At 43.6% G+C, this 14,807-nt stretch carries 11 protein-coding genes; 5 read left to right on the forward strand and 6 right to left on the reverse strand.

What is annotated here, in order from left to right; translation table 11 throughout:
• The first annotated feature begins 98 nt into the window (after positions 1-98).
• A complete protein-coding gene (locus LEP1GSC060_RS12845) occupies positions 99-1,061 on the forward strand; it encodes an ankyrin repeat domain-containing protein (protein WP_003005101.1) in 963 nt (320 codons plus the stop codon).
• Positions 1,062-1,382: 321 nt separating this feature from the next.
• On the opposite strand, the gene LEP1GSC060_RS12850 is transcribed toward LEP1GSC060_RS12845, so the two are convergent.
• The 4 genes from LEP1GSC060_RS12850 to LEP1GSC060_RS12865 all read right to left on the reverse strand — a co-directional run bounded on the left by LEP1GSC060_RS12850 (position 1,383) and on the right by LEP1GSC060_RS12865 (position 4,702).
• The gene (locus LEP1GSC060_RS12850) at positions 1,383-1,823 is read right to left on the reverse strand and encodes a type II toxin-antitoxin system VapC family toxin (protein ID WP_003005402.1); all 441 of its coding nucleotides are present in this window, start codon (positions 1,821-1,823) and stop codon (positions 1,383-1,385) included.
• Positions 1,820-2,071: a type II toxin-antitoxin system Phd/YefM family antitoxin gene (locus tag LEP1GSC060_RS20600; RefSeq protein WP_003005125.1), complete on the reverse strand. Its 252-nt coding sequence runs from the start codon at positions 2,069-2,071 to the stop codon at positions 1,820-1,822. Before LEP1GSC060_RS20600 ends, LEP1GSC060_RS12850 begins: the two co-directional genes overlap by 4 nt.
• 63 nt (positions 2,072-2,134) lie before the next feature.
• Positions 2,135-2,854, reverse strand: coding sequence for a carbon-nitrogen hydrolase family protein (locus LEP1GSC060_RS12860; RefSeq protein WP_003005444.1), 720 nt, complete (start codon positions 2,852-2,854; stop codon positions 2,135-2,137).
• 15 nt (positions 2,855-2,869) lie between these two features.
• Complete coding sequence (locus LEP1GSC060_RS12865) at positions 2,870-4,702, reverse strand: hypothetical protein (RefSeq protein WP_003005129.1); 1,833 nt, start codon at positions 4,700-4,702, stop codon at positions 2,870-2,872.
• Between the two features lie 121 nt (positions 4,703-4,823).
• Here LEP1GSC060_RS12865 and LEP1GSC060_RS12870 point away from each other — a divergent pair, with 121 nt between their 5' ends.
• From LEP1GSC060_RS12870 to LEP1GSC060_RS12880, 3 genes are all read left to right on the forward strand, one after another.
• Complete coding sequence (locus LEP1GSC060_RS12870) at positions 4,824-5,192, forward strand: STAS domain-containing protein (protein ID WP_080634569.1); 369 nt, start codon at positions 4,824-4,826, stop codon at positions 5,190-5,192.
• Entirely contained in the window at positions 5,189-5,929 is a 741-nt protein-coding gene (locus LEP1GSC060_RS12875; protein ID WP_003005426.1) for an LA_1326/LA_4305 family lipoprotein, read from the forward strand. Before LEP1GSC060_RS12870 ends, LEP1GSC060_RS12875 begins: the two co-directional genes overlap by 4 nt.
• A gap of 152 nt (positions 5,930-6,081) precedes the next feature.
• Positions 6,082-6,642 carry a hypothetical protein gene (locus LEP1GSC060_RS12880; protein WP_003005138.1) on the forward strand — a complete coding sequence of 187 codons (561 nt, stop codon included), beginning with the start codon at positions 6,082-6,084 and terminating at the stop codon, positions 6,640-6,642.
• A gap of 496 nt (positions 6,643-7,138) precedes the next feature.
• On the opposite strand, the gene ileS is transcribed toward LEP1GSC060_RS12880, so the two are convergent.
• Both ileS and purL read right to left on the reverse strand, forming a co-directional pair.
• Positions 7,139-9,883 (reverse strand): isoleucine--tRNA ligase, encoded by a 2,745-nt coding sequence (ileS, locus tag LEP1GSC060_RS12885; protein WP_003005419.1) that lies wholly within the window; start codon positions 9,881-9,883, stop codon positions 7,139-7,141.
• Between the two features lie 962 nt (positions 9,884-10,845).
• Positions 10,846-13,083 (reverse strand): phosphoribosylformylglycinamidine synthase subunit PurL, encoded by a 2,238-nt coding sequence (purL, locus tag LEP1GSC060_RS12895; RefSeq protein WP_003005204.1) that lies wholly within the window; start codon positions 13,081-13,083, stop codon positions 10,846-10,848.
• Positions 13,084-13,624: 541 nt separating this feature from the next.
• Here purL and sucC point away from each other — a divergent pair.
• Positions 13,625-14,797 (forward strand): ADP-forming succinate--CoA ligase subunit beta, encoded by a 1,173-nt coding sequence (gene sucC / locus LEP1GSC060_RS12900; RefSeq protein ID WP_003005354.1) that lies wholly within the window; start codon positions 13,625-13,627, stop codon positions 14,795-14,797.
• Positions 14,798-14,807: the final 10 nt, after the last annotated feature.

A 14,807-nucleotide genomic window follows, 5' to 3' on the forward strand; every position in this document is an offset into this window, starting at 1 on the left:
GCGTTTTTAAGATTCCTGCAAAAAAGGAATTCCAAAAATGTGGATATACACGCAGCAAAAAATCCGAATGAATAACTATAGATGGTTTTTGGTAAACGATGATTTCAAGAATTCATAAAATCCCTTGTTTCCTTTTAATCTTTCCGGTATTTTTATTGGCCGATCCGGTACTCGACAGCGAGTTTTTAAGGTCCGTTCAGGAAGGAGATCCTAAAAAAACACAGCTCTTAATCCAAGCGGGGGCCGCCGTGGACGCGACCGATTCGAGAGGTAAAACGGCTTTGATGCTCGCGGATCATAGGCCCGAAGTCGCCGAAGTTTTGATTCGTGCGGGAGCAAACGTAAACGCTCAGGACAAGGACGGAAGTTCCGTATTGCTGGAAAGTTTATCCGGACTTTTGGATGTAAAGGTTTTGGACATAGACGACCTCGCCGTTCCGAAACGGTTGATCGAATCCGGAGCCAAGTTGGAATATCCTTCCAAGATCAACGAAACCAAAACGGTTTCCGTTTCCATATTAAACGTGGCGATCCGTCACGGGAATCTTGTACTTGTACAGTTTCTCGTCGAGAATCACGCCGACGTGAACTTTGATAAGGGAAGTCCGGAAGAATTTCCACTCTTCCTCGCATGTGGAGCCGGTTCTTCTCCCGCAAATTTTTCCATTTTGGAATTTCTTCTAAAGAACGGCACAAAACCGGATTACACCAGCCGTTTGCAGGATAAGAATCAAGATGGAAAACAGATTCAAACCGGAGTAGACAACGCGTTCCATTTTCTTTCGGAAGAATCCGATATCGATCCGCGAATCCCCGAACTTCTCGTAAAAGCCGGAACGAACGTAAATCATAGAAACGCGGAAGGGATCACACCTCTTTTGCAGGCAATCCTCAAAAAGAGAGTCTCCTTAGCGGAAAAATTATTGGAATTGGGCGCGGACCCGAACGTCGCGGACATACAAGGAAGAACTCCATTAGAAGAAGTAAGAAAACAAAAATTGACCGACTTGGAAGTTTTGATCCTGAAAAAAAGCGGAACCAACGAAAAAATTCAACAGTAGCTCTAAGAGAACTTCTATAAAATCCTAATATAAAGATCTTAAGGATCGGATTGTTCGTAAAATTACTGTTAGGTGGTCGTCATCGAATTAAAGATTCATTTTATAAGGTTTCCCTAAAACGTATCTTAAAATTAAAACCCGCCTAAACCTATAAACGCCGGAACTCCTATGTTTTTAAACGAACGGTAAAACTCGCCTCTCTTTCTTGCCGTTATGAATAAAATCGGAGAAATTGTAATGTATGTAAACGCCGGAACTCCTAACTCCTAACCCCTAGCGACTTGAAACGTGGGACAAGTTCTTAATTTTTTGATAAAAACGTTAGGCCAAGGGTTTTATTACCTTCAATCCGGCCGTTTTCGCTAGCGCGATCTGTTTTATGTCTAAAGAATAAAATTCTTCGGTTTTTAAAAAAATCGCCTGAGCTATATGCAAAATATCTAAAGAACGAGCGCCTAACTTGAAAGTAAATTTCCCGGAAAGATCCTTTGCGATTTGAAAAGATTCGGATCCGGAGACGTTTTTGAGTTCCAAAATTCCGTTTGTAAGATCGGACTCAAAATCCGTTCTTAATAGTTTGATTTCTTGAATTTGAATTTCTTTACGAAACAGTTTTAAGTTAAAAGCGTTTTCCAATTCTAATACGTGCAAATTCGTGATCGAAATCGGTTTCCCGCGTTTTTCAAAGAATGTGGAGACTTTTTTGGAATCGGTTTCGGGATAATAAAGTTTTACCAAAACGCTCGTGTCCACGTACGTCACGAAATTCCACTCTCTCGATCGGACCGAATCAAATCACTGATGGATTTTCCCTTTGCGGAGCCGATCCTAGTTTTCGCACGTTTATAAAATTCGGGTAAGGAAACTTTTTGTTTTGAAAGAAGACCAAACGAAGTTATTTTTGCGACTACTTTTTTTCTTCGCAGAACATATACCTCTTCCCCGTCTTCAATCCATTCCAATATTTTCGAAAAGTTATGCTGGATATCTCTGATATTGGCTTCTTTCATATCTTAATTTAGACGCACAAATTGTGCGTCGTCAAGAAAGATTTTAAATTTGATTTTCAACCGTCAAAATAACCCGTTCACTCCGTTGATCATTACGGTTTTGACGACTTCCTTGTCCTTTTCCGATTCCGCAACCTTCCAATTCACACCGGAAGAAGTGGATAAAAGGCTTCTACCGATGCCGATCCGACCGAGCGCGGCGCCCACTCCCCCGACTCTCGCGATAAAAATTCCGTATGTAGAAGACAATTTCACATAACGTTCCAAATCCTGTGCGTGAGTGGAATCGGATTCCAAAACGGAATCGATATGAAAAAGAAGATTTACATTCTGAGATTTTAATTCTTTTAAACGTTCGGAATTTGCGATTTCCCTTCCCGCCACAATTCCGAAACGAAAACCGCCCATGATAAAGATCGTTTCCGCGTCGCCCGGAACGGCGGCGTTTTCTTCGGGGAAAAGTTCCCGTTTATCGTACCAATCCACGATTACCACGTCCTGAATGATCGGAACGCTGATTTTTAGTTTGCCTGAGTCGTCCTTTCTGAATAGGGAACCGCCGATAATTACACCTTTATAATATTCAGAAATCTGCAAGAGTTCGTCGGAAAGTAACTTTGATTTTTCGGAAAGTTTGTCCGGTGAGGAGGATAAATCGTAAAACGGAAAATACTCCGGTAAAAGTAAAAAGTCGGATTTTTCCTTCGAAAGTTTCGATTTCTGATCTTTCGAAATCGGTTTGTTGATATGCTTTTGAAAAAGCGTAACCTTTGCGGATGCCAAAATCGAATTCGCCTTTTAGTCGCCTAAGATCGAAGGATCCACGCCTAAAGAATCCGCATCTAGGTTTTCGGAAGTTTCGCCGGAACCGGACGACCCGCCGGCTCCCGGAACTCCCAGATCGGGTTCTGCGGAAGAGGATTGTTCCGTTTTGATGCCGAATTCTTTTTCCATATCTTCGGAAGTCAGTTCGGTCACTCCGCCGAATAGATCCCCGTTTTCAAGTCGGCCCGCAAACGCGATCGCAAAACAATACGCTTCCATAATACACTGTTTGATGGGTTTTTTATTCAGCCTTCTTTTCGATTCCATCATGTCCAAGGTCATAATTTCGTCCATGTTGGTAACGATCTCTTTTTTGGATTTCATGTCTGCGATGAGTTTTTCCAAAATCTCGGCCGTTTTTTCCACAAATTCCTTAACGGTCACACGAACGTTTCTGGATTGTTGACTTCTTTTCGTTTCCAGAGCGGTGGTTTTTTTAGAAGCCTCTATGTAATTGGCGCCCGGATTTTTAAGATGATTGTTTAGTTCTTTATAATATTGATCGTAAATCCTAAATTGTTCGATCGAAGCCCGAGTTGTCTCGTAGTGATCGATCATTTTTTCCCGATAGTCCACCTTGGCGCCGTTTACGATGGTGGGTTTTATATCGATCTTTTTGGTGGTCATCACGAAAGAATATTCGGCGTCGAACTCCTTAAAGAAAAGCCAGGTTAAAAACGCCTTATCCGCGGAAGGAATCGTTTCGTATTCTCCTCTCGGATCGTGTTTTTTACGAAGCTGGTCCAGAGGAAGCATTCTCATCAATTTCAAACCGTATTTGAGTTCTTTGCTGAGAGAATCTTCCGGATTGGTTTCCTCTTTTTTTTCCTCCGCGGGTGCGTCCTCTTCCGGCGCGGCGCCTCCGGAAATTTCATCTAATTCTTCCCCCTGTTCCCTATGACCCGGTTTTTCTTCGGGAAGTATTCCGAGTACGGCTTCCATGGAATTGCTTAAGAGAGGAATGTTTTTGTTTTCGTTCCTAAGGACGACGAGATAAAGTTTTTCGAATAAGGTTCCGAACAGATAATCGAATTCCTGGAGGGCGCGTTTTTTCTTCGTATTGTAGATAGTTGCGGGTTTCCCTTCGAATTTTTCCAAGGAAGCGTATCCTAGGCTGATGGCCTTTACGTAACTTCCCTGAAACGGATAAACATAGTATAATTTTCTAAAAATGGAATATAAAGGATCCTTAACTCTCGAAATCGATACCGGCAGATCCGGGGCTGCGTTATGCGGCTCGATCACCTGGCTCACTTCTTCGTTATCGTAAATCTTATGCATTCTACCCAAAAGTTCGATGTAAATCGGGTTCTGAGCGTCGAGTTCTTTTGCGATTTTTTTCGCGTATGCCGGATTTCCAAGGATATCGTTCCCTACAAAGTTCAATTCCAACAGGGATTTTTTTCCGGAGAGATTGAACTCGGATAAAAAAGAGGGCAATAAGTCGGATGAGGAAAATCCGGTCACTCTTCCCAACCAACATTTAACGCGGACGGAAAAACGATTGATGAAATTTCCCATTTCGTCTTCGAGAGCCTTTCTGTCCCTCGGGCTCGGTCCTTTCGGTCCTCCCTCTTTCCCCGCTCCCGAACGGGAGGAGGCTCCGCGAGAAGATCCACCGGCCTGACTTCTCTGGCCTTGACGAATATTAGGTTGTTTACCGGATGCGGCTTCCTCTTTCTTTTTATCCTTTTCGCTGACGACTTTTCCGCCGGCGGACTGGAATTTATTAAACATTTCTTTTCTGGCTTTATCATCCAGATTGTTTACTCCGATAGAGCGTTTCGTTTTATCAAACTCAGCCATAATGCAACCTTTGGAATCCCACGTCTCAGTTCAAATTTGCAGTTCTAGGAAATAAATCAAGAAAGATACTGTTTCATTTTACTTCTTGACAGACCTTTCTTCCGGGTGTTTTTTCGATTTGATGATCATCCGAAGCGAGATACGAGAGAAACATATCGTTCTTAGCGTTCTTGAGGATATTCTCATGGATAATTCGAGGGACTTTCATTCCGAATTCGAAGAATCCGTGAAAACGGGAAGCCCGGAAATAGTCAGTTTTTTTCTAGGAAAAGTCAAATTCATCGACTCCTCCGGAATCGGTATTATCATCAAAGTAAGAAATCAAATCCGCGAAAAAAACGGAACCGTGAATATTTTCGGCCTTAATAAATCTCTAAATTCCGTGTTTCGGTTATCGGGACTGGACAAAATCGTGAACCTTTATAGCAGCGAGGAGTTTCTAAACAAGTATCCGATTTTTCAAGAGTTTGTGGATAAAAATTCCAAATGAAACATACATTCAAATTCCCCTTTTTATTTTTTATCTTTTGGTTCGTTCAGTGTTCTTGGGTTCAGGAAAGAAATATTTTCTTTTGGCCCACCAATTCGAACCTGATCTACAATTCCGAAGAAGTGGCTTATTTTCAGATCCATCCTTCCAAGGTCGATCTGTTCGAGGAGCTGATTACACCGGGTCCGTTCGCTCATCCTTCTCAACTCACTTCCGAGCAGTGGAAGGATCTTTTAGGAAATCTGAAATATATCAAAAAATCATCTCTCGGTTTTTTTACCGATCACGTTTTTTCCGACGGAGAATTGGAAATCATCGCGAGAGATCTTCCCCTCGTCATCAAGTCTCTTCCCGAAAATAAGATTTTAGTTTTGATTTCAAAATACGACGATATTCAATCGGTCGTTTCTCTGGAAGAATCGACTAGCGCTCTTATCTGGGGCGAAAAAGATAAAATCAACGTCGTTTTCGGAAAAATCAAAAGGGAAATCGTAGAGAAAAAGGTCGGACTGGAATTTTCTCTTTGGACGGATATCAAAGCGATCACCCTCGCCCACGTTTCAGACGGGACCGAAATTAGCGATAACGGGACCGTTCAATTTCAATCGGTTCGAAACATTCCGAATCGAAAATGGGTGATTTTCAATCCGGAACAATTGGATCAGTATAAATTTAAACCTAGAAAACGAAACGAGATCCGCAAACTAACCGACGAAAACGATCGCCCCGGCGGTTGATCTTAACGATCTTATTTTTACTTGAACGGTTTTCATAAAGTTCGGTTTCTATAGAAAGAAAATAAGGTTCTTCCAATTCGAGCGCGGACGGAAGTCTTACGTTTTAAACAAAGGCGAAACGGTTTTTTTGAATTGTATAAAACGAAATTGTAATGTGTTATTATATCACTTCCGTAGTCCCAAATTCTACGAATATCAAAATCTTACAAACCGTACTTCAAAACCATCGATTGGATATCGGTAAAATCAACAATCCTTATATTCAAAAACGATTATCCGATCGGTATTTTTACTTTAAACCTACTACCTGCATCTGCGATTGCGAAACCGCGTTAGGAAAGTTAAATCGGCCTAAGAAAAACATTCATCCTTCCACGAACGCCGAAATCGGTAAATTGCAGAAACGAGGTTGGAGTAAGACTAAAATCAACAGATGGATAAAGGAAAAAGATTCGTATCAATCTAAAATTGATACAAAAGTGGAATATATAAAAAATCTAAACTTGACGGAAGAAAGATTTTGGTACAATTTAATTTCCGAAGTATTCACTTCCAATTCTTCGAAAGAGTTCGGTCTGTTATTACACTGGTATGATAACGTTATGGAAAGTAATTTCGAATTCAAGAATATTCTAAAAGTCAAACTGCAAAGTACAACCGAAGTTTTCTTTTCGGAAATGCAGGAAGATATTCTTTATTTATTTTCAAAATAGTCGATGAATTTCGTCGCACAAGAGGGTTAGGGTTTAGATGTTAGGGGTTAGGTATTAGGAGTTTTTCCGAATATGCAGGTTATAGTGGCTAGGGATTAGTGGCTAGGGGCTAGGGATTAGGAGTTTTTCTGAATATACAGGTTAGGGATTAGTGGCTAGGAGTTAGGCATTAGGAGATTTTCTGAATATGCAGGTTATAGGGATTAGAGACTAGGGGCTAGGGATTAGAAGTTTTTCTGAATATACAGGTTAGGGATTAGGGGCTAGGAGTTAGGCATTAGGAGATTTTCTGAATATGCAGGTTTCCTTGTGTTTCAACAAAGATTTCCCAACTTCGTTGGGAGCCACTCGCAACGCTCCGCTGCTCGTTGGCAATCTCGCTCTCTATGGATCGCGAGATTGGGTCCGGGGTTTTAACAAAAAAATTCCCCGGAGAGGGGGTAGCGGAAAACGCGAATGCGTTTGCAGCGAGGGGGAAACTTCCCCCTCTAAAAACTCAACCTACGACGGATTTACAACGACCGCAGAGATCTCCCGACGTGAAAATATCTTCCGTGTGTCTCCAACAACGAGGGCATTCGCCTTGAAGCGGTTTCAAAACTTTCACGGAAAATTTTTCATTCTCGTGCGAAGAAAGAATTTCCATTCCCGGATTTTTTTCATGAATCTGAGAAACCACAAAGAGCAATTCGAGCGTTTCCTTAGGAAGTAGTTTGCTCAAGTTCACTCCGTTTTTAGATACGATTTCAAGTCCCGCCTCGAGGGACTTCCCGAGTTTGCCTTCCTGTCTCGCAAGCTCCAAAGCCTTTTGAACGGCTTCTCGCGCGGAAAGCGCGGATTCGAATTTATCTTCGAGAGTTTGATTCTTCCAAGATTTTAAATCGGGGAATGTTTGTAAAAAGACGGAATCTTTTTTTCCGTTGGAAGCCCAGACTTCTTCGGCGGTAAAACTCAAAATAGGAGCCGTAAGAATACATAACGTTTCCAGAATATACTGAAGAGCGGTCGCGGACGATCTTCTCGTTTTGGAATCTCTCGCGTCGCAGTACATCCTATCCCGGATCATATCAAAGTAATCCTGTGACAAGGTAACGGTGCAGAATAAAATCAACTTTTGATAGATCTGATGGAACTGATACGTTTCGTAACTCGCGGCCGCGTCTTCCACAAACTGTGCGAGTTTGGAAAGATAAAATCGATCGAGTTCTTCCAATTCCTCAAAAGGAAGATTTTGTTCGGAAGTATGACCGTCCAAATTTCCCAAAAGATAACGGAACGTGTTTCTGATTTTACGATACTGTTCGGATACGATCTTTAATGATTCCTTCCCTACTTTGATATCGTCTCTAAAATCCAAAGAACTGACCCACAATCTTAGAATGTCGGCCCCATATACTTGGATGACGTCCGTCGTCGGATCGATTCCGTTTCCGAGAGACTTGGACATCGCGTGACCTTTTTCATCCAAAACATAACCGTGTGTCAACACCGCTTTGTAAGGTGGAATTCCTCTCAGAGCCATAGAAGGCCAAAGAGAGGATTGAAACCAACCCCTGTGTTGGTCCGATCCTTCGAGATACAAATCCGCAGGAGGTTCTCCGTTTCTTTCGTCTAACACCGCAAAGTTGGAAACTCCGGAGTCAAACCATACGTCGAGAATATCGTTTCCTTTTTTGAAAGAATCGCACCCGCACTGATCGCATCGAACGTTAGGCGGAAGAAGATCCTTTGCTTTTTCGGAATACCAGATTTCGATTCCTTTTTCACGAACCATCTTCGTAAAAAATTGAATCGAAGCGCTATCGATATGAGTTTGGCCGCAGGATTCGCAGGTAAAAGCGGGAATCGGAACTCCCCAGTTTCTCTGACGAGATAAACACCAATCCGGTCTCGTTTCCACCATGGAACGAATTCTTGTAATTCCCCAAGAAGGAATCCATTGAACCCCGTCGATCGCAGATAAGGATTTTTCACGCAATTCGTTAAAATCCATTTTAAAAAACCATTGTGGAGTCGCGCGGAAAATCAGAGGTTTTTTACTTCTCCAACTATGAGGATAAGAATGTTCAAACTCGCTGTGATACAAAAGTAAACCCTTGTCTTTCAAGAGCTGAATGATCTCCGGATTTGCATCAAAAACTTTTTTCCCTTGCATCAATGGAAATTCGTCCGTGTATTTTCCGTAATCATCCACGGGTGAGAACGGTTCGAGACCCGCCGCCAATCCGACCCTGTAGTCGTCTTGTCCGTGTCCCGGAGCCGTGTGAACACATCCGGTTCCCGCTTCGAGAGTTACGTGATCCCCAAACAAAGGAACGGAAACACGATCGATAAAAGGATGTTGAAATTTAAGAACCGCCAACTCGTCCGAGGAAATCGGCTTCACTTTGTTAAGCGACACACCCGTCGTATTGGTAACATTCTCCGCGAGACCGTCCGCAAGAATGAGCTCGTCTCCGGATTCCGTTTTAAAAATGGAATATTCAATTTTCTTGTTAAAGCAAATCGCGAGATTTGCGGGAAGAGTCCAGGGTGTGGTCGTCCAGATCAGACAAAAACGATTTTGTTCTCCGACAACGGGAAACTTCACGTAGATCGAAGGGGAAACGTGCGGATAGTATTCGATTTCGGCCTCGGCGTGTGCGGTTGCTAAGTCGATCGACCAATAAACCGGTTTTTTACCTCGATACACGTAACCTTTTTGAAAAAGTTCGCCGAATACTTCTACGATTCTCGCCTCGAAATCGGGAGACATCGTTTTGTAGATTCGTCCTTCTTCCCAGAAACATAGAAAACGACTTAGATCCTCGCTTTGTTTCCCGACAAATTCTTCCGCGTAATTTCTACAGAGTTGTCTGAGTTCTTCGGGTCCGGTTTCGCGGGCTTTTTTTCCTAAATTCTTCAAAACCTGAACTTCGATCGGCAGTCCGTGACAGTCCCAACCCGGAATCATGTCCGTATAAAAACCGGCGAGCGCCTTGGACTTAACGATCGTGTCTTTTAAGATTTTATTGAGAGAGTGACCCAAGTGAAAATTTCCGTTCGCATACGGAGGGCCGTCGTGAAGAATGAATTCTTTCTTTCCCTTTCGGTTTTCTCGCATCTTCCGAAAGATCTGACCGTCTTTCCAGGATCGAATTTGAGCCGGTTCTCTTTTGGCAAGATCGGCTTTCATCGGAAAGTCTGTCTTAGGAAGAATTACTGTGGAAGAATACGGATTTTCTTTTTGGGTTTCGCTCATAGTCGTATCAATAGTCGATTTTTGTATTCGGAAGAATCGCTTGTAATTTTTCGGCGTCCTCGCCTTTCAATGATGTTTTTTTAATATTCAATTTTTTTAAACGAGCCAGACTCTTTAACTTCCCATAATTGGAAGGTAATGTTTTGATACCCGTGTTTAGATTCAGATCCAATTCTTCCAATTCGGAAAGAGAAGCGAGAATTTCCACGTCCGTTTCCGTAAGTGTGATCTTGTTTTGATCCAAATAGAGAGTTTTGATCCGAGGTAAAAACAAAAGCTCGGAAGGAAGAACGGTAAGGTCGTTGTTTCCCGCGAGCAACACTTTCAAATTCTTTAATTTAGAAAAAGATGCGGGAAACGTCGTAAGATCGTTTCCGAAAAGATTCAGCTGTTCCAGATTCTTACATTCTCCGACGGATTCGGGAAGAGAAGTCAAACTATTGAGCCTAAGATCCAACTTTGTCAAATTAGGAAAACTGCATATTCCTTCGGGGATCGAAGACAATTTCTGCATTCCAAGATCCAAGAGGAGAACGGAGGAAGGACTTGCCTTGGCTTCTCCTAAAATTTCTTCCGCAGTCTTTTTACAATCGATCCAAAAAATCGAAGCAAAAAAAAGCCACCCGATCGCAATCATAACCTTACCTACAAGTTGAAAGGTTTTTGGAATAAAAAGGATCAAAAACGCGAATTTTTCAAGTGTTCCGACAAGAATCATACTTTTTACTTGCAAAAAGTATGATTTTCTGATAAAGAAAAACCTCCGAGTCTTCCCGCCGCCTATTTCGCGACTCATAGAGAGCGAAATTGAGTTTCGCCCACCACCCAAAATCAAGGGTGGGGCGGACCTTTTCACAGAAGATTGTCGTAATTCCGACGGATCTGTCTTAAGATCCAAGTGTTGGTTATGGATCGCAATACGTTTCTTTAATACTGGAAAACTCATTCTTCTGTTCCTTTTTTTATAAAGCGAAGATCGCCTCTAAACCTTTCTCATAAGGTTCGCTCAACTCGGAAAACGAAACGTTCACTCCGAAGTCCTTGATTTCCAAAACTCCGGTGGTAGTCGTTTTTCCTACGGAATAAAACTTAAGTCCCTGCGCTTCCGTTTGTTTACGAATTTCTTCTTTCAAAGCGGGGTTGAATCCGACTAAAACTGTAGTGGACGATTCTCCAAAAAGAGTCAGATCCAAACGATTTTGTTTGAGCGAGCTTAAGTCCGCCGCAATTCCGAGTCCTGAAAAAAGAACCGTTTTGGAAAGAGCGATCCCGATTCCTCCGAGGGAAAGGTCTCTCGCGGATTTTAAGATTCCTTTTTCGTTCAAAGAAAGAATCAGTTTACAAAGTTCTAATTCTTCTTGGATATCGAGTTCCGGTATGGTTCCGTTGACTTGGCCGTGGATTTTTTTCAAGTATTCGCTTCCTCCTAAAGAAGGACGAAAATTTCCGAGAACCGCGAGTTCAATTCCTTCTTCTTTCGGAAAGTTAGAAAGAAGTTTTTTCTTATCCTGTAAAATCCCCACCATTCCGATCGTAGGCGTCGGAAAAATCGGTCCTTCGGGAGATTCGTTGTAAAAAGATACGTTCCCTCCGGTCACGGGAAGTTCGAGAAAACGGCAAGCGTCCCCCATCCCGCGAATACATTCCGAAAACATGTAATAGTTTTCCGGAATATAAGGATTTGCGAAATTGAGATTGTTCGTCACTCCGTAAGGAGTCGCACCCGTTACGTATACGTTTCGAGCCGATTCGCAGACGGCAAACTCCGCTCCTTTATACGGATCCAAATAAGTATATCTGGAATTACAATCGGTTGCGGTCGCAAGCGCCTTTTCCGTATCGGGGATCGAGGACAATCCTCCGTCCAATCCGGGGCCGATGAGTTTCACAAGGCCGACTTCGCTATCGTATTGTTCCGTGATCGGTTTTCGGGAACATACATTCCAAGAAGAAAGAATTTTAATGAGAACTTCGGTTGTATTCTTGCCGGAACCGATATCCGCAATCGAATCCGCCTTCCAAGTTTTTACCGCATCCAAATAAGAAGGACGTTTCGTTTCTCTTTCGTAACGCGGGGCGCCCCCGCCTAACACGAGCGATTCGGCGGGAATTTTCGCTTTGAGTTTTCCGTCCCTATAAATCTCGATCATACCGTCTCCGGTGATCTCTCCGATTTTCACGGCATTTAGATTCCATTTTTCGAATATAGATACGAGTTCGGATTCTTTTCCTTTTTTCGGAACGACGAGCATTCTTTCCTGAGATTCCGAAAGCATCGCTTCGTAAGCGTTCATTCCCGTTTCGCGAAACGGAACGAGATCCAGATTGATCTTCATTCCCGTTTTGCCTTTGGCGCTCATCTCGGAAGTCGCACAAGAAATTCCCGCCGCTCCCATGTCTTGAATTCCGATCAAAAGCCCTTTTTGAATCGCTTCGAGACTCGCTTCCATGAGAAGTTTTTCCATAAACGGATCGCCCACTTGCACGGCGGAACGTTTGGATTCGGATTCTTTAGAAAGATCTTTGGACGCAAAGGAAGCCCCGTGAATTCCGTCTCTTCCGGTCGTAGCTCCGACGATATAAACCGCGTTTCCGATCTGGCCGCCCGTGGTCGCGCTCGCCATCTGATCGTGCCGAACAATTCCGACGGTCATCGCGTTCACGAGAGGATTTTTAGAAAAACATTCATCGATAAAAAGTTCACCGCCCGACACCGCGATCCCGAGCGAGTTTCCGTAGTCGCCGATTCCTTTTACCGCGCGAGAAAGAAGATATTTATTTCTGGGTTCGTCCGGATTTCCAAATCGGAGAGAGTTCAGCGATACGATCGGACGGGCGCCCATCGTAAAAATATCTCTCATAATTCCACCGACACCGGTCGCGGCTCCTTGGTAAGGTTCAACCGCCGTCGGGTGATTGTGACTTTCGATTTTGAAAACCACGGCCAGCCCGTCGCCGATGTCCATCGCGCCCGCATTCTCTTCACCCGCTTTGGCGAGCAGTTTATCCGAGGATGTCGGAAGAGTTTTTAATTTTAGAATCGAGTTTTTATAAGAACAATGTTCCGACCACATCGCCGAAAAAATTCCGAGTTCGGTGGAGTTCGGAATTCTTCCCAAGATTTCTTGAATTTTCTGAAACTCTTCTGCGGTAAGCCCGTGTTCCAGGGCGTCTTGTAGGGAGACGGCGTCTTTTTCCATCGATTGCCAGTATTTTTTCCAAGTCGCGCTCTGAAAATCAAATATTAGCCGGCAGATTTTAGTGGCGAGCGGTGAGATGTTATGGGCGGCTCCGACTCTCTCGCTTATAAGCGAGAGAGTCGGACCGGGCTCTTCGCTTCAATCTGCAAAGCAACATGGAGTAGTGTTGTTATCGTAAATTTTTTTTGAATGCATGTCGCATTGCAGTATTTTCGCTTCGATCCCCTGCCGCGACGATCAAACGATCCTTTTGCACGTTCCCGCGCTACCTTTTACAGTTATGAGCAAAACTTTGCGGGATTCGTAAAATCTAGGAACTCCTAGAAATTTTTGAATGCAACGACCGACGGATCTTTTCCGTGTCACCCCGATTCAATCGGAAAAATCTGAACAACCCCTATCCATCTAACCTCTCGTCACTCGAAGCGCCCGTCTTTTCAATTTTTTACTGACACCAAAGTTCCTACCGAAAACATTATAAATTTTGAGAAAACTTGTACCTCCTAAAAAGCACTGAACTAAGTTCAATGAAGGTTAATTCATGAAAATTCACGAGTATCAGGCAAAAGAAATCCTGAGAAGGCACAAAGCCAACGTACCTTTTGGAGTCGTTATCGATAAAAAAGAAAACGCATCCAAAGCCCATGACGAAGTTACCTCCAAAACCGGCGGTTCTGTCGTAGTAGTAAAAGCTCAGATTCACGCCGGCGGACGTGGAAAAGGCGGCGGTGTTAAAGTAACCAAAACCAAAGAAGACGCAATCGCAGCCGTAGACAAAATCCTCGGCATGCAACTCATCACTCCCCAAACCGGACCCGAAGGAAAAAAAGTCCTGAAAGTGTATCTGGAACAGGGAATCGATATCGCAAAGGAATACTATTTAAGCATTCTACTCGATCGTTCCATCCGCAAAACCATCGTTATGGCTTCCACGGAAGGTGGGATGGAAATCGAAGAAGTCGCGGAAACTCATCCGGAAAAAATCCTGAAAATCGCGATCGATCCGGGAATCGGACTCCAAGTCAACCAAGCCAGACAACTTGCATTCGAACTCGGACTTCCCGCCGAATCCCACAAGTCTTTCCAGAACCTTCTGTCTGCGATCTACAACGCCTACATCCAAGAAGACGCTTCCCTTTTGGAAATCAATCCTCTCATCCTTACCAAACAAAATGAAATCATCGCGGGCGACTGTAAGATGGACCTGGACGAAAACGCCCTCTTCCGCCACGCGGACAACGCCGCTTTTCGCGACATCTCCGAAGAAGATCCTCTCGAAGTACAAGCCTCTGAGTTCAACCTCAACTACGTGAAGTTAGACGGAAACATCGGTTGTATGGTAAACGGCGCGGGGCTCGCGATGGCAACTATGGACATCGTAAAACTCGCAGGCGCCGAGCCTGCCAACTTCCTCGACGTGGGAGGTGGGGCCAGCAAAACCACAGTAACCAACGGATTTAAAATCATCCTAGGTGATCCGCATGTAAAAGGAATCTTCGTAAACATCTTCGGCGGAATCGTTCGTTGTGATATGGTCGCGGAAGGAATCATCGAAGCGGCTAAAGCGGTCGATCTCAAGGTTCCACTCGTGGTTCGTCTCCAAGGAACCAACTCGGAACTTGGAAGAGAAGTCCTCAATAAAAGCGGACTGAAAATTACCGGAGTCGACGACCTCCGCGAAGCGGCAAACACCATTGCCAAACTGATTGGGTAAGAGAGAACAC

Source organism: Leptospira weilii serovar Ranarum str. ICFT, from assembly GCF_000332415.1.
Taxonomy (GTDB): Bacteria; Spirochaetota; Leptospiria; order Leptospirales; family Leptospiraceae; genus Leptospira; species Leptospira weilii_A.